Source organism: Thauera sp. 63, assembly GCF_000310165.2.
Classification (GTDB): domain Bacteria; phylum Pseudomonadota; class Gammaproteobacteria; order Burkholderiales; family Rhodocyclaceae; genus Thauera; species Thauera humireducens.
Window position 1 is genome coordinate 1 of the sequence record NZ_AMXC01000002.1, and the last position, 15,136, is coordinate 15,136.

The following is a 15,136-nucleotide window of genomic DNA, read 5'->3' on the forward strand; positions in this document are numbered from 1 at the left end:
CTGGCCGCCGACCTCCCCGCCGCCGAGGGCGTCGATCGGCTCGCCGCCGCCGCCCGCCAATTCGGCGCCAACGTGCTGATCAACAATGCGGGCATCGGAGGCTTCGGCCTGCTCGAAGAACAGGGCTGGGGCGAGGTCGAACGCATCCTCACGACGAATCTCGCGGTGCCGGTCAGGCTGACTCAGGCCCTGCTGCCTTCGCTGCGCGCACAGCCCGCGGCGGTGGTTGTGAACATCGGCTCCGCGTTCGGCAGCATTCCGTTCGCGGGTTTCGCGGCCTACTCGGCCGCCAAGGCGGGGCTGCGCGCCTTCTCCCAGGGGCTGCGGCGCGAGCTGGCCGATACCGGAGTGCGTATCGTGCATGTGGCCCCGCGGGCGATCGACACCGCGCTCAACTCGCGGGCGGTCAGGCAGCTCAATGCCGAACTCGGCAACGCCAGTGACACGCCTGAAGCCGTCGCCGGCGTCGTGATCGCCGCCATCGAGGACGAGTGCGCCGAGCGCGTTGTCGGCCAGCCCGAACGTCTCTTCGCCTGGCTCAACGGCTGTGCGCCCGCGCTGGTCGATCGCGGCCTGCGCGGCAAGTTGTCCACCATCAAGCGGCATGCCGGCGATCGGACGATCGCCGCCGCCGGACTTTCGCAATCATGAGAAGGAGCTCTCCGATGACATCCACCGTCGTTCTACGCCGAATGCTGTTCGCTGCGGCGCTCTCGTTCGGTCTGCCCGCCGCCGCGCAGCAGGCGGGCGCGCCCGAGGCGCTGGTCGCACCCATCCAGGTGCGCTGGGCCGAGATCAAGTACCAGCAGCTTGCCAAGGAGCAGGCGCAGCTGTACCGCAGTCTTGCCGAACAGGCCCATCAGGTGTCGGAGGCGCACCCCAACGAAGCGGCCGTGCTGATCTGGGAAGGGATCGTGCTGTCGAGCGAGGCCGGCGCGCGCGGCGGCCTCGGGGCCCTGTCGCTCGCCAAGGATGCGAAGGCCGTGCTGGAGGAAAGCCTCAAGCTCGACGAGCACGCGCTGGACGGCTCCGCCTACACCAGCCTGGCGACGCTCTATGCCAAGGTGCCCGGCTGGCCGCTGGGCTTCGGCGACAAGGCGCAGGCCGAGGCCCTGTTCAAGAAGTCGCTGGCCATCAACCCGGACGGGATTGACCCGAACTACTTCTATGGCGAGTATCTGATCGAGGCAGGACGGATCTCCGAGGGGCGAGTGTTCCTGGAGCGGGCGCTCAACGCGCCTCCGCGCCCGGGGCGCGCACTTGCGGATGCGGGGCGCCAGAGCGAGATCCGTGCCCTGCTAGCGCGTGCCGCCAGGGAAGGGAACTGATGTGAGGATCTTGCTGGTCGAAGACGACGCCCTGCTGGGGGACGGAATACGGGCGGGGCTGGAGCTCGACGCCTATGCCGTCGACTGGGTGCGCAACGGCGAGCAGGCGCTGCATGCCCTGGACAGTCACAGTTACGAAGCCTGCATTCTCGATCTCGGCCTGCCGGGGAAGGACGGAATCGCGGTGCTGAAGGAAGCGCGCAGCGCGGGCGACCGGACGCCGGTGCTGGTGCTGACCGCGCGCGATACCCGCGAGGACAAGATCGGCGGGCTGGATGCGGGGGCGGACGACTACCTCACCAAGCCCTTCGACCTCGGCGAACTGCAGGCGCGACTCCGCGCGCTGATCCGCCGGGCCAGCGGTACGGCGCGACCCGTGCTCGAGCATCGCGGCGTCGTGCTCGACCCCTCGACCAAGCGCGTGACCGCCGATGGCTGCGAGGTGACGCTTTCGGCGCGCGAGTATGCCTTGCTCCAGGACCTGCTCAGTCATCCCGGCCACATCCGCAGCCGGGCGCAGCTCGAGGAGAGCCTCTACGCATGGGGGGACGAAACCGGCAGCAATACGGTCGAGGTCTATATTCACCACCTGCGCAAGAAGCTCGGCGCCGATTTCATCCGCACCGTCCGGGGTTTCGGTTATCAGCTTGGGGTCGAGGGGTGAGGCGAGGGCGCCTGCTGGCCGGAATGCGGTCCCTGCGATGGCGATTGCTGGCGGCGGTGTCCGTCGCGGTGTTGCTGCTGTGGTTGCTCACGGCCTGGTTCAGCTACACCAAGGCGCAGCACGAGGCCGAGGAATTGATGGATGGCAGCCTCGCGCAGACGGGCCGGCTGCTTCTGGCGATCACCCAGCACAACGACGACGATCTGGGGAAGCTCGCGAGCCGCCTCGCCACGGTGCGGGGAGCAGCGGACAACGTCTATGAGCCCCCGCTCGAGTTCCAACTCGGCCTGGGCGACGGCACCATCCTTGCGCGCTCGATCGGGGCGCCGGATCTGCCTGTGCTCGGGGTGCCCGGCTACAGCGACATCCTGCGCAAGGACGGCTCGTGGCGCGTCCTCAACGTGGTGTCGGGCGACGGGCGGCATCGGGTGCAGGTTTCGCAGTCGATCGGCCTGAGGGACCGCGCCGCGCTCGAGGTAGCGGGGCAGACCGTTCTGCCGCTGGCGATCATCACCCCGGTGCTGCTGCTGCTGATCTATGTGTCGGTCGTGAAGGCGCTGGACCCGCTCAACCGGCTCGCGCGAGACGTGGCGGCGCGTAGCGCGGACAACCTGGCCGCCCTGTCCCGCGAGCACGTGCCCAATGAGGTCGGACCGCTGGTCGCGGCCATCAACCGCCTGTTCCTGCGGGTTGCACGGGCGCTGGACTACGAGCGGCGCTTCACCGCCGACGCGGCCCACGAGTTGCGGACGCCGCTGGCCGCGATCAAGGTGCAGACCCAGGTTGCGCGGCTCAGTCGCGATAGGGCGCAGACGGCGCGTGCGCTGGGGCAGATCGAGTGCGGTGTGGACCGCGCGACCCGCCTGGTCGAGCAACTCCTGCGCCTCGCGCGGCTCGATCCCCTGAACGTGCTGCCCGACCCGCAGCCGCTCGACCTGCTTTCGCTGACCGAAGGCACGCTGGCCAACGTCCTCGCCGCCAATCCGGCGCTGACGCAGACCGTTCGGCACGAACTGCCGCCACGGGCTCCGCGCGTGTATGGCGACGCCGACCTGCTGGGCATCGCCTTGCGCAACCTGATCGACAATGCGCTCCGCTACACGCCTGCCGGGAGCAGCATCGTGATCCGCGTGGAGGATGAGGAGGGCGGTCGCGTCTGCCTGTGTGTGCGGGACGATGGTCCGGGCGTGCCGGACGAGTTGATCACACGTCTCGGCGAGCGCTTCGTCCGGGGGCGCGACACGCTGGCCGAGGGCAGCGGGCTGGGCCTTGCGATCGTGTCACGCATCATGCAATTGCACGGCGGGCGCTTCTCGGCCCGGAACCTCGCGACGGGCGGGTTCGCCGCGTGCCTGTGCGGTCTCGTCAGAGCCGAGCCGGTATGAAAAAGCCCGGCACCTGGCCGGGCTTGCTGAAGGGCGTCGTCTTCGGGTTCAGCGCGAGTCGACGCGGTGGATCTTGTCCGCGTTCATCCTGGGCGACCACGGCAGGCCGCTGTTCTGCCAGCCGTTCTTGAGGCGGAAACCGGCCTGCGGGCCGTCCTTGATCGCGTCGCCCTGAAAGCCGTTGATGACGTAGCGTGCGTTGGGGAAGCCGCTCTCGCGCAGCAGGGCGGCGCTCGGTTCGCCGCGCTCGCTGCCCGAACGGCACATGGTGATGATCTCGGCATCGGCACTCAGACCGCGCCGGGCGAGTTCCAGCTTCACCTGATTGACGAAGTCCGGATTGCGGTAGAGGCGGAACACGCCCTTTTCGGCATTCCATTGCGTGCGGTCGACCAGCATGAAGGGCACGTTCGCGTGCACCGCATCGCTGAAGCCGACGAACATGATCTCGACCGGGTCGCGGACGTCGATGAACAGCACGTTCGGTTCGGCCTTCTGGATCTTGGCATAGGTCTCTGCCGCCGAGAGGCCTATGTCGGTCGCATGGGCGGTGAGGCTGGCGAAGCCGATGGCGGCAGCGATCAGGAGCTTCTTCATCTGATGGGTTCTCCGGTGATGGGTTGGGTTCAGGCCTTGCGGTGCAGGTAGGCAGCGATCGGCCAGGCCAGCGCGGCCGCGACCGCGCCGAAGGCGGCGGCGTAGAAGAACAGGTTCATCCAGTCCACCCAGTAGCCCATGTTGGCGAAGGACGACTTGGTCATGGCTGGGGTGATGAAGAAGGTGATCGCCGTGGCGATGAGGCCGGTGATGAAGGCCGGGGCGAGGGCCTTCGTCCAACTGGCGCCAGGCCGGGTGGCGGCGAAGATCATCAGCGCCAGCCACAGCACGACGGTGCCGATGACGGCGGGCAGGTACTGCATGCCGAGTTCGAACAGGATGTTCAGGGTCAGCCAGATTTCGTACATGTCGTCTCTCCCCTCAGACCCGGCCCTTGGCCACGGCCATGTAGGCGGGCTTGAGCAGGCGGTATTTCATGACCCAGGCGAAGTAGCTGTCCTGCAGCGGGTCGATCATGGGCAGCGAGGGCGTCAGGTTGTTCTCGTAGTCGAACTCGATCAGCAGCGCCGAGCCTTCGCGCAGCAGCAGCGGGCACGAGGTGTAGCCGTCGAAGACCAGCGAGGGCTCGCGGCCGGCGATCACCTCGATCAGGTGCTGCGCCACTAGCGGTGCGCTCTTCTTGACCGTCGCGGCGGTCTTGCCCTTGGCGGTGCCGTTGATGTCGCCGATACCGAAGACGTTGGGGAAGCGGCGGTGGCGCAGGGTCTTGGGGTCGACCTCCAACCAGCCGCCGGCGGCAAAACCGCCTTCCTTCCATGACAGCGGGCTGTTCTTCACCGAGTCGGGTGCGCGCATCGGCGGCACGACATGGATGAAGTCGTAGTCGATTTCGGTGCGTTCGCCTTCCGGGCTGGTCACCGTGGCGCGGCGCGAGCCGATGTCCACCGCCACGAGCTTGCTGTTGAAGGTGACCGGGATGTCCAGTTCGGCCCAGCGGCGCAGGACTTCCTCGTTGATGCGCGGCACGCTGAAGATGTTGCCCAGCGCGGAGTGGAAGTCGATCTTCGAGGCCGCACGCGTGCCGGCCTGCTTCAGGCGGTCGGCGATCATGAAGGTCATCTTCAGCGGCGCGCCGGCGCATTTGAGCGGCGTGGCGGGCAGGGTCATCAGCGCGTGACCGCCCTGCTGACGGAAACGGTCCATCGCCATCCAGGTGGCCTGGGCCGCCTCCGGGCTGGGGTAGACGCAGCCCAGACCGTTGGTGCCGATGGCGGCAACGTCCATGCCTTCGATCTGGGCGAAGTCCAGATGCAGGCCGGTGGCCACCACCAGGTAGTCGTACTCGATGCGCTTGCCGCTGTCGGTGACGACTGCATTGGCCTCGGGGTCGAACTCGGCCACCATCTCGCGCACCCATTCCACGCCGGCAGGCACCAGGTCGGCATTGCGGTCGCTGACCTTGCCGACCGGCCAGATGCCGGTGGCCACCAGGGTGTAGCCGGGCTGGTAGTTGTGGATTTCCTTGCGGTCGATGATCGTGATCTTCGCGCCGTCCAGCTCGCGCGACAGGCGGCTGGCAATGGCGAGGCCGCCCAGGCCGCTGCCGGCGATGACGATGCGGGCCGAGGTCTTCAGTGAAGCCTGTGCTGATTGGGGGCCGATCGACAGACCGGCACCAGCGACGACGGGCAGGGCGGACGCGCCGAACAGCAGGCGACGGCGCGTGGTGTCCACCACCGACGCGGCAAATGGGACTTGTGGCTTGTGGGTCATGTCTCGCTCCTCTCCGGCTTGACGCCTGTTCAGGGGCCGATACCGGCTTCATCCGTTTTTTCTGAATCATATAAGCGCCTGATGAAATAGCCATGCCTGTCGCAGGGCTATGTGACCGAGGTCACACAGCCCTCCGTTGCATGGGATTCGTCGTTCCATGCGCTCCGACTCTCCGAGATCTCGCCAGCAGGTGCCTTGCTTGCGCCGGTGACAGACAGAATGAGGACTGTCATGGTGGCGGTCATGTGGCGCGAATTCTGTCGTTGAGGCAGTCGTGGCAGCGCTGGAAGCGTGGGCTCCGGCGATGAACGGGCGTGGATGCTGGGAGTCCGTAGCTGGCACGGGCATTGCTGACTGGATCTGAAGAAGCGGAGTCGTGTCGTGGTCGACACCAAGATCGTCCCTCCCCTCTACGGTCATAACCCCCGTGGCGACGGCCCGATGAACTCCACCGGCTCCGCTTCTCTTTTCTTCTGCGCACTGCGCACACCCCCATCGGAGACGCAGAACATGTCAGACACCCTGAAGCAGGATCGTCGTCGGCTCCTGATCGCCACTTCCGTTGCCGGCGCGGTCGGCGCCGCGGCCACTGCCGTGCCCTTCGTCGCCAGCCTGACGCCGTCCGAACGGGCCCGCGCCGCTGGCGCGCCGGTCGAGGCCGATGTCAGCAAGCTCGCCGCGGGCGAGATGATGACCGTCGAGTGGCGTGGCAAGCCGGTGTGGATCCTGCGCCGCACGGCTGAGATGCTGGCCCGCCTGGAAGGGCACGAGCCCCGGCTGGTCGACCCCGCGTCGGTCGAGCCGCAGCAACCGGATTACGCCGCCAATCGCCATCGCTCGATCAATCCCGAGTACCTGGTGGTGATCGGTATCTGCACCCACCTCGGCTGCTCGCCCTCGGAGAAGTTCGCGCCCGGCGCAGCCAGCGGCATCGGTGAGGACTGGCCGGGCGGCTTCCTGTGCCCCTGCCACGGTTCGATCTTCGATCTGGCCGGGCGCGTGTTCCTCAGCCAGCCGGCACCGACAAACCTCGAGATTCCGCCGCACAAGTGGCTGTCCGCGAGCCTGGTGCTGATCGGCGAGGACGGCACCGCGGCCGCATGAGCGGATAGCGCGAGCTGCGCTATCCGCCGTTCCCTTCAGCTCAGAATTCGAGCCTCACGCCGACCGCAAGGTTGCGGCCCTCGAGCGGCGCGGCGTTCTTGATGAACGAGGTGTGCGCGTAGGCCAGCTGGTTGCCGAGGTTGTTGCCCTTGACGTAGACCTGCCAGGGCGTGGTGTTGTAGCGGCCGCTGTAGCTCAGGCCGACATTGACCATGTTGTAGCCCGGCGTTTCGCGCTCGAACTCGGCGACGTCGTCCTGGCGACCGACGCGATAGACCTCGGCCTCGGCACGCCAGGCATTCCACTTGGCATCCAGTCGCAGGCCGACGCGATGTGCCGGGATGCGCGGCAGGTCGCGGTCGCCGTCGCCGGCCTCGAGCCTGGCGCGAACGTAGTCGCCGAAGAGCGTCAGGCCGAAGGTGGCGTCGAGCTGCTGGCGGATGGCGCCCTCGATGCCGGTGAAGCGGGCGTCGCGCTGGGTGTACTCGATCAGCTGGAAGTCCTCATGGGCGTCGAGCGTGCGGGCGTGGATGTAGTCGTCGATGCGGTTGTGGAACACGCTGACGGAGAAGGTGGTCGGGCCGGCGAGCTTGCGCAGCGTCAGGTCGACGTTGTGGGCCGTCTCTACCTTCAGGTCGGGGTTGCCGCGTTCCCAGGTGCTGGTCGCCATGTGCAGGCCGCGTGCGTAGAGCTCCTCTGCCGTCGGCAGGTGCTGGGTGCGCGACAGCGTCATGCCCAGGCTGTACTGCGGGGCGAAGTTCCACACCGCGCCCAGCGAAACCGAGTTGCCGCGGTGGCTGCGGTTGCGCTGGGTGCTGCTGTCAACGTCGATGTCCTGCCATTCGTGACGCAGGCCGGCTTCGAAGCGCCAGTCGGGCAGTGTGTACTCCTCGGTCAGGAAGGCCGCGTGCCGGGTCGTCACGGTGGGGGGCACGTAGGCTTCGTCGCCGTCGGCGCGGAAGTCGCGGCGGCCTGTCTGCAGGCCCAGCACGCCGCGCCAGCCGCCGAGCGGCGCATGTTCGAGTTCGACGCGGGCATCGCTGGCCTTGCTGCGGAAACGGGTGCCGACGCTGTCGATCCCCTCGGCCCGCTCGATCTCGTCGTGGCCGTAGTCGGTGTAGGACGCGCGCAGGCGGGCGCGGGTGAAGCCGGCGAAGGGCTCCAGCAGTTCGCCGCGCAGGTCCCAGCGTTCGCTGTCGAGCTTCACGTAAGGGGTGCCGCCGTGTTCGTCGTGTTCATGGTCGTGATCGTGCTCGTCTTCCGCGCCGTGGTGGCCGCAGTGGAGATGGTTGCCGTGCGGGTGGCAGGCTTCGTATTCATGGCTGTGCCCGGGTAGCCCGTATTCGTTCTGCTGACGGGTATAGGCGAGGCCGAGATAGCCGCGCGCGCCCACCCAGGACACGCCGAGGCTGCCGGTCTCGGTCTGGTTGTAGCTGCCGTCGACCCGGCTGTGGTCCCAGCCGCTGCCGACACGGTAGTCGCGCGCGTCGCGCTTGAGCCCTTCGGCATGGAAGGCGAGGTTGCCGCTGCCCGCCGTGACTTCGAACGCGCCGGCGACGCCGTTTGCGACACTGTCGGCACGCAGTTCCACGCTGCCTTCGACCCCGCGTTCGGGCACGGCGGTGGGGACGCGCTTGTCGAGCACGTTCACGACGCCGCCGAGTGCGCCGCCGCCATAGGCCAGCGCGGACGGGCCGCGCAACACCTCGATCTGTTCGCTCAGCATCGGTTCGAGCGCCACGGCGTGGTCGGGGCTGATCGTGGACGCGTCCATGATCTCGCTGCCGTCCGACAGCAGCTTGACGCGCGGCCCGTCCATGCCGCGGATGATGGGCCGGCTGGCGCCGGCGCCGAAGTGGCTGGCGGCGATGCCGGGTTCGCCGGCCAGCGTCTCGCCGAGCGTGGCGGCACGACGGCGCACGAGTTCGTCGCCGGCGAGCACGCTGACCGGGGTGCTCATCTGATCGCTGCCGAGCGCGAGCGCGCTGGCAGAGACCGTGACCGGGGCAAGCGCGGTGTCGTCCGCGTACGCGACGGCGGACCCGAAAGCGAGGGCGAGGCTCAGCATGAGCGGGGTGGGTATGGTTTGAAGCCTGGACATCGGTGTTCTTCCTTCGTGTTCTGTTTGCGCAAGGCAAAGGCCGCCCTTCGTCCGGGCTAGCGCACCGGATGGAGAGGCGTCATGCAGGCCGGGTCACGGACCCGACGGTTTCAGCAGGGGATGGGGCGAAGGGCCGATGACGGCGGCGCGCGGCAGCGTGGCCGCCGCGGACTGGAGGACGACGGGGCCTGAGGGAGGGCGATGGGCGGGAGCGTGGCGCCGTCGTCGACGCAGGTGAAGGACGGCTGCGCGGCTGGAGGCAGATCGAGCGCGGCGAGCGCCAGGCATTCCAGGCACACGGCGCCGGCGTGACGGTCGTCTTCCTCGCCCGGCGATGCGCCGTTCGTCGTGGTGCTCGTGGCGGCCCGGTCTGGCTCTGCCAGATGGGACAGCGCATGTGCGTGCACCTCGATCTGCACGGCGAGCAGCGCGAGCGCCAGAACGAGCAGTAGCGCCCTGCCGGCAAGCACGTGTCCGTCGCCGATGCGGCGGGCGAGTCGGCGGGGGTGCGGAAGCGACAGGATGAAAGCGCGCAGCCCGGCGCGGGGCCGGGCTGCGGGTGCGGCGCAGGACATCGCCGCATTCTAGGATGAGGCGGCATCTAAGGCAACAAAGTTGCAATAATGAAATAGGAGGGCACGCCGAAGACCGGCAAGTCTGGTCGGGTGTGGCTCCCGGTGCTCTCGTCGCCTGGTCACGCTTCAGCGACCTGAGGCGTGGCCGCAGTTCTCGCGGCTGCGGCATACTGCGCTTTCCCCTACAACACGGAGATTCGCCTCATGAAGCTCTACTACAAGCCCGGCGCCTGCTCGCTGTCACCCCACATCGTGCTCGAAGAGTGCGGCCTGCCGTACGAGACCGAAGCGGTCGATCTGAAGACCAAGGTGACGGCCGGCGGCGCCGACTTCACGCGGATCAACCCCAAGGGCTATGTGCCGGCGCTGCTGCTCGACGGCGGTGAACTGCTGACCGAAGGGCCGGCGATCGTGCAGTACCTTGCGGACCGCGTGCCGGAGAAGAGGCTCGCGCCGCCGAACGGCACGGTCGAGCGCTACCGCCTGCAGTCGTGGCTGACCTTTATCGGCACCGAACTGCATCGATCGTGCTCCCCCTTCTTCAACCCCGCTTCGGGTGACACCTGGAAGGCGGCGGCGATGGCCAACCTCGAACGCCGGCTCGATTACACGAACGGCGAACTGGCCGGCAAGGCGTATCTGCTGGGCGACGATTTCAGCGTGGCCGACGCTTACCTGTTCACCGTGCTGAGCTGGATGCCCTTCGTCAAGATCGACCTGTCGCGCTGGTCCAACCTGACTGCCTTCCAGGCGCGCGTTGCCGCCCGCCCGGCGGTGCAGGCCGCACTCAAGGCCGAAGGGCTCGCCTGAGGATCTCCGCCGCCCTGAAGAGGGCGGCTGTGCCGGCGGCGGACGCGGAAGCAGAGGTCTTGATCCGCGTCACGATCGATGCGGATTGTCGTCCGTCGCCGGTACGCCCGGCCTGGTGCTGGTGCAGAATGGTCAGGCAGACCTCGCACGATGCATGTGGAACCCTTCGAAGCAGGAGGAAGGCGTGGCCGTCACGAACATCGAGTCGATCCTGGATCGGCATTCGCATGAGGCGCACCGCCTGGTGCAAATTCTGCGCGCGACGCAGGACGCGCTGGGCTGGCTGGCGCCGGAGACGCTGACCTGCATCGCACACCGGCTGCAGATTCCGCGTGTGCAGGTCGAGAGCACCGCGAACTTCTACAGCTTCTTCCACATCCGTCCGCTGGGTGAGTACCGCATCCTGTTCTCGGACAACATCACCGACCGCATGCTGGGCAACCAGGCGTTGATGCAGGCCCTGTGCGAGAAGCTGTGGCTCGAGCCCGGGCGCGTCGCCGAGGACGGCCTGGTCAGCGTGGACACCACGTCCTGCACCGGCATGTGCGACCAGGGGCCGGCGCTGCTTGCCAACTACCGCGCGATCACCCGGCTCACACCGGCGCGCATCGACGAGATGGCACACCTGATCCGCCGCCGCGTGCCGGTGGGCGACTGGCCGCCGGAGTGGTTCCACGTCGAGGACAACATCCGTCGCCGCGACGTGCTGCTCGACCACGGCCTGGCGCCGGGGGAAGCGCTGGCGGCCGCGCTGGATCGCGGTCCTACGGGGCTGCTGGGCGAGATCGAGCGCTCCGCCCTGCGCGGGCGCGGTGGCGCGGGCTTCGGCAGCGACATCAAGTGGCGTTCGTGCCGCGACGCCTGGGGCGACGCACACTACGTGATCTGCAACGCCGACGAGGGTGAGCCCGGCACCTTCAAGGACCGCGTGCTGCTCAGCAGCGACTTCGACATGGTGGTCGACGGCATGTGCATCGCCGGCTTCGCCATCGGCGCGAACAAGGGCTTCATCTACCTGCGCGGCGAATACCGCTACCTGCTCGACCGGCTCGAGACCCGGCTGGCACAGCGGCGCGAGGCGGGGCTGCTCGGGCGCGATATCCTCGGCCGCGGCTTCACCTTCGACATCGAGATCCACCTTGGCGCCGGCGCCTACATCTGCGGCGAGGAATCGGCGCTGATCGAGTCGCTCGAGGGCAAGCCGGGCAAGCCGCGCATCCGCCCGCCGTTCCCGGTGACCCACGGCTATCTGGGGCAGCCGACCACCGTCAATAACGTCGAGACGCTGGCGCTGGCAGCGCTGATTGCGGTGAGGGGCGGCGAATGGTTCCGCGCCATCGGCACCCCGGCCTCGACCGGCACCAAGCTGCTGTCGGTGTCGGGTGATGTGGCGCGGCCCGGCATCTACGAATTCCCCTTCGGCGTCACCGTGGCCGAGGTGCTGGAGGCCGCCGGCGCCACCGACACCCAGGCCGTGACCACCGCCGGCGCCGCGGGCTCGTGTCTGGCCGCCAGCGAGTTCGGCCGCCGCATCGCCTTCGAGGACGTGCCCACCGGCGGCTCGATCATGGTGTTCGACCAGTCGCGCGACATGTTCGAGGCGGCGCGCAACTTCGCGCACTTCTTCGCGCACGAAAGCTGCGGCTTCTGCACGCCGTGCCGGGTCGGCACCGCGGTCAATGCGCGGCTGATGGACAAGCTCGCCCTCGATCGCGGCTCGCCTTACGACCTCGACGAGATGGAGAGGATGCACCACCTGATGCAGGGCGCCAGCCATTGCGGCCTGGGCAACACGGCGACGATCGCGTTGCGCGACATCCTCGCCAAGTTCCGCCCGGCCTTCGATCGGCGCCTGCACTCGCCCGACTACGAACCTGGGTTCGATCTCGATGCCGCCCTGTCGCAGGCGCGGCGCATGACCGGTCGCGACGACGCGGGCGCGCACCTCACCGACAACCGCAGTGCGCATGCCGGCGGACATCCGAGCGAGGCCAAGCCATGACCAACAGTTTCCTGCTCGACGGCGAGGAAGTCCCCTTCACCCCCGGCCAGACGGTGATGCACGCGGCCAGCGCCGCGGGCAAGTACATCCCGCACCTGTGCTGGCATCCGGATTTCGCCGCGCATGGCTCGTGCAAGCTGTGCACGGTGAAGATCGGCGGTCGTTTCGCCACCGCCTGTACGACCCGCGCCGCGGCGGGGCAGGACGTGGAGAACGGGACCGAGGAACTCACCGCCAAGCGCCGCACGCTGCTGCAGCTGCTGTTCGTCGAGGGCAATCACTTCTGCCCCTCGTGCGAGAAGAGCGGCAGCTGTGTGCTGCAGGCCACAGCCTACGAGATGGGCATGCTGAGCCCGCACTTCGACCACTTTTACCCCGACCGCGCGGTCGACGCCTCGCACCCCGACGTGCTGCTCGATTTCAATCGCTGCATCATGTGCGAGTTGTGCGTGCGCGCCAGCCGCGAGGTGGATGGCAAGAACGTGTTCGCGCTGTCGGGCCGCGGGGCGAAGTCGCATCTCATCGTCAACAGCGAGAGCGGGCGGCTGGCCGATACCGATTTCGCCGCCACCGACCGCGCAGCCGAGGTGTGCCCGGTGGGCGTGATCCTGAGGAAGCGGGTGGGCTTCGCGGTGCCGATCGGGCAGCGCGACTATGACGCCATGCCGATCAGCCAGAAGGTGGTGGAGAAGCTTGCCGATGGCGAGCAGGAGGCCGGGTGATGAGCAGCGAAACCCTGGACGCAGGCATGAAGCCGCGCAAGCTGAAGGTTGCCACCGTGTCGCTGGCCGGTTGCTTCGGCTGCCACATGTCCTTCCTCGACATCGACGAGCGCATCCTGCCGCTGCTGGAACGGGTCGAGTTCGACCGCTCGCCGATCACCGACATCAAGCACTGCGGGCCCTGCGACATCGGCCTGATCGAAGGCGGCGTGTGCAATGCCGAGAACGTGCATGTGCTGCGCGAGTTTCGTGCCAACTGCAAGGTGCTGATTGCGCTGGGCGCCTGTGCGGTCAATGGCGGCCTGCCGGCGCAGCGTAACCACCTGGAGCTGGCCGACATCCTGCAGCAGGTGTATCGCACCGGCCATGGCCTGGCCGAGGGCAGCCAGATCCCCAACGACCCCGAGCTGCCGCTGCCACTCAACCAGGTCCACGCGGTGCACGAGGTGGTCAGGATCGACTACTTCCTGCCCGGCTGCCCGCCCTCGGGCGATGCGATCTGGGCTTTCCTGACCCAGCTCATCGAAGGCAGGGCGCCCATGCTCGGCCACGGCCTGCTGCAATACGACTGATCGAACCGAATGCCCGCGAGACTGCCATGAGCTTCGAACTCGAAACCGCCGCCGTGGCCGGCGAGAACCTGCGCCGCGTCGCCATCGACCCTGTGTCCCGCGTCGAAGGCCACGGCAAGGTCACGATCCTGCTCGACGAGCACAACAAGGTGCATCAGGTGCGCCTGCACATCGTCGAGTTCCGCGGCTTCGAGCGTTTCATCCAGGGCCGGCCGTACTGGGAGGTGCCGGTGATGGTGCAGCGACTGTGCGGCATCTGTCCGGTGTCGCACCACCTGGCGGCGAGCAAGGCGCTCGACGTGATCGTCGGCGCCGACCGCCTGACGCCCACTGCCGAGAAGATGCGCCGTCTGATGCACTACGGCCAGATCCTGCAGTCGCACGCGCTGCACTTCTTCCACCTGTCCTCGCCCGACCTGCTGTTCGGTTTCGACTCGGAAGTCTCCCGGCGCAACATCGTCGGCGTCGCCGAGAAGTATCCCGACATCGCAAGGCGGGGCATCCTGTTGCGCAAGTACGGCCAGGAGGTGATCCGCCACACCGCCGGCAAGCGGGTGCATGGCACCGGCTCGGTGCCGGGCGGGGTGAACAAGTCGTTGACCGCTGCGGAGCGCGCCGAGCTGCTGAAGGACGTCTACCAGATGATCGCGTGGAGCCGCGACGCGGTGAAGATCATCAAGGAACTGCACGAGCAGAACCCGGCGCTGTACGACCGCTTCGGCACCTTCCCGTCCAACTTCATGGGCATGGTCGCACCCGATGGCAGTCTCGACCTCTACCACGGCGTGCTGCGTGCCAAGGACGCCGCCGGGAACGTCCTCTTCGACCACGTCGACTACCAGACCTACGACACGCTGATCACCGAGGAGGTGAAGCCCTGGAGCTACATGAAGTTTCCGTACTTCACCTCGATGGGGCCGGAGCAGGGCTGGTACAGGGTCGGCCCGCTCGCCCGCGTGCAGAACTGCGACAGCATCCCGACGCCGTTCGCCGAGCACGAGCGCCGCGAATTCGTCGCCTACGCCGGCGGCAAGCCGATGCATGCCACGCTCGGCTACCACTGGGCGCGCATGATCGAGATGCTGTTCGCCGCGGAGACGATCAAGGAGCTGCTGCATGACGATGCCCTCGAGGGCTCGGACCTCGTCGTGACCGGCGAGCGCCGCCGCGAGGGCGTCGGCGTCATCGAGGCGCCGCGCGGCACGCTGTTCCACCACTACCAGGTGGGGGACGACGACCTGGTGACGATGGCCAACCTGATCGTGTCGACGACCAACAACAACCAGGCGATGAACAGTGCGGTGCGCGAGGTGGCGAAGCAGTATCTCGACGGCAATGAGATCACCGAGGGCCTGCTCAACCACATCGAGGTGGCGATCCGCGCCTACGATCCCTGCCTGTCGTGCGCCACGCACGCGCTGGGCAAGATGCCGCTGGAGGTCACGCTGCTCGATGCCGGGGGGCAGCTGCTCGACCGCAAGTACAAATCGTGATTGCGCGGGCTTGGGGTACGCGCCATGCCGCGACGATGGGCGGTGCTGG

At 67.8% G+C, this 15,136-nt stretch carries 15 protein-coding genes; 10 read left to right on the forward strand and 5 right to left on the reverse strand.

Features of this window, described 5'->3' with window-relative positions; genetic code table 11:
* From C664_RS02120 to C664_RS02135, 4 genes are all read left to right on the forward strand, one after another.
* The coding region (locus tag C664_RS02120) for an SDR family oxidoreductase (RefSeq protein WP_157353917.1) at window positions 1-651 on the forward strand (651 nt) is incomplete at its 5' end.
* Window positions 652-665: 14 nt separating this feature from the next.
* A complete protein-coding gene (locus tag C664_RS02125) occupies window positions 666-1,328 on the forward strand; it encodes a tetratricopeptide repeat protein (RefSeq protein ID WP_038010693.1) in 663 nt (220 codons plus the stop codon).
* 1 nt (window position 1,329) lies between these two features.
* Complete coding sequence (locus C664_RS02130; protein ID WP_038010696.1) at window positions 1,330-1,992, forward strand: response regulator; 663 nt, start codon at window positions 1,330-1,332, stop codon at window positions 1,990-1,992.
* A 23-nt stretch (window positions 1,993-2,015) separates the two neighbouring features.
* Entirely contained in the window at window positions 2,016-3,377 is a 1,362-nt protein-coding gene (locus tag C664_RS02135) for an ATP-binding protein (protein WP_083483041.1), read from the forward strand.
* 48 nt (window positions 3,378-3,425) lie between these two features.
* On the opposite strand, the gene C664_RS02140 is transcribed toward C664_RS02135, so the two are convergent.
* From C664_RS02140 to C664_RS02150, 3 genes are read right to left on the reverse strand one after another with little or no spacing between them, the layout of a single operon-like run.
* Window positions 3,426-3,974 (reverse strand): rhodanese-like domain-containing protein, encoded by a 549-nt coding sequence (locus C664_RS02140; protein ID WP_004252742.1) that lies wholly within the window; start codon window positions 3,972-3,974, stop codon window positions 3,426-3,428.
* Window positions 3,975-4,003: 29 nt separating this feature from the next.
* On the reverse strand, window positions 4,004-4,342 hold the full coding sequence (locus C664_RS02145) for a hypothetical protein (protein WP_004252745.1): 339 nt from the start codon (window positions 4,340-4,342) through the stop codon (window positions 4,004-4,006).
* Between the two features lie 13 nt (window positions 4,343-4,355).
* Window positions 4,356-5,708 (reverse strand): NAD(P)/FAD-dependent oxidoreductase, encoded by a 1,353-nt coding sequence (locus C664_RS02150; RefSeq protein WP_004252747.1) that lies wholly within the window; start codon window positions 5,706-5,708, stop codon window positions 4,356-4,358.
* A 510-nt stretch (window positions 5,709-6,218) separates the two neighbouring features.
* On the opposite strand from C664_RS02150, the gene petA reads away from it, so the two are divergent.
* Window positions 6,219-6,812: a ubiquinol-cytochrome c reductase iron-sulfur subunit gene (gene petA, locus C664_RS02155; RefSeq protein ID WP_004252749.1), complete on the forward strand. Its 594-nt coding sequence runs from the start codon at window positions 6,219-6,221 to the stop codon at window positions 6,810-6,812.
* Between the two features lie 40 nt (window positions 6,813-6,852).
* Here the strand turns inward: petA and C664_RS02160 are convergent, their stop codons facing one another.
* Entirely contained in the window at window positions 6,853-8,913 is a 2,061-nt protein-coding gene (locus tag C664_RS02160) for a TonB-dependent receptor domain-containing protein (RefSeq protein ID WP_038010702.1), read from the reverse strand.
* Window positions 8,914-9,023: 110 nt separating this feature from the next.
* Entirely contained in the window at window positions 9,024-9,488 is a 465-nt protein-coding gene (locus C664_RS02165) for a hypothetical protein (protein ID WP_004252754.1), read from the reverse strand.
* Window positions 9,489-9,692: 204 nt separating this feature from the next.
* Between C664_RS02165 and gstA the strand changes: the two genes are divergently transcribed.
* The 5 genes from gstA (at window position 9,693) to C664_RS02190 (ending at window position 15,087) form a co-directional block, all read left to right on the forward strand.
* Entirely contained in the window at window positions 9,693-10,298 is a 606-nt protein-coding gene (gene gstA, locus C664_RS02170; RefSeq protein ID WP_004252758.1) for a glutathione transferase GstA, read from the forward strand.
* Between the two features lie 154 nt (window positions 10,299-10,452).
* The gene (locus C664_RS02175) at window positions 10,453-12,300 is read left to right on the forward strand and encodes an NAD(P)H-dependent oxidoreductase subunit E (RefSeq protein ID WP_051019110.1); all 1,848 of its coding nucleotides are present in this window, start codon (window positions 10,453-10,455) and stop codon (window positions 12,298-12,300) included.
* Complete coding sequence (locus tag C664_RS02180) at window positions 12,297-13,022, forward strand: 2Fe-2S iron-sulfur cluster-binding protein (protein ID WP_004252761.1); 726 nt, start codon at window positions 12,297-12,299, stop codon at window positions 13,020-13,022. The genes C664_RS02175 and C664_RS02180 overlap by 4 nt, the downstream gene beginning before the upstream one ends.
* Complete coding sequence (locus tag C664_RS02185; RefSeq protein WP_004252762.1) at window positions 13,022-13,594, forward strand: NADH ubiquinone oxidoreductase 20 kDa subunit; 573 nt, start codon at window positions 13,022-13,024, stop codon at window positions 13,592-13,594. Before C664_RS02180 ends, C664_RS02185 begins: the two co-directional genes overlap by 1 nt.
* A gap of 26 nt (window positions 13,595-13,620) precedes the next feature.
* A complete protein-coding gene (locus C664_RS02190; RefSeq protein ID WP_004252763.1) occupies window positions 13,621-15,087 on the forward strand; it encodes a Ni/Fe hydrogenase subunit alpha in 1,467 nt (488 codons plus the stop codon).
* The last annotated feature ends 49 nt before the right edge of the window (window positions 15,088-15,136 follow it).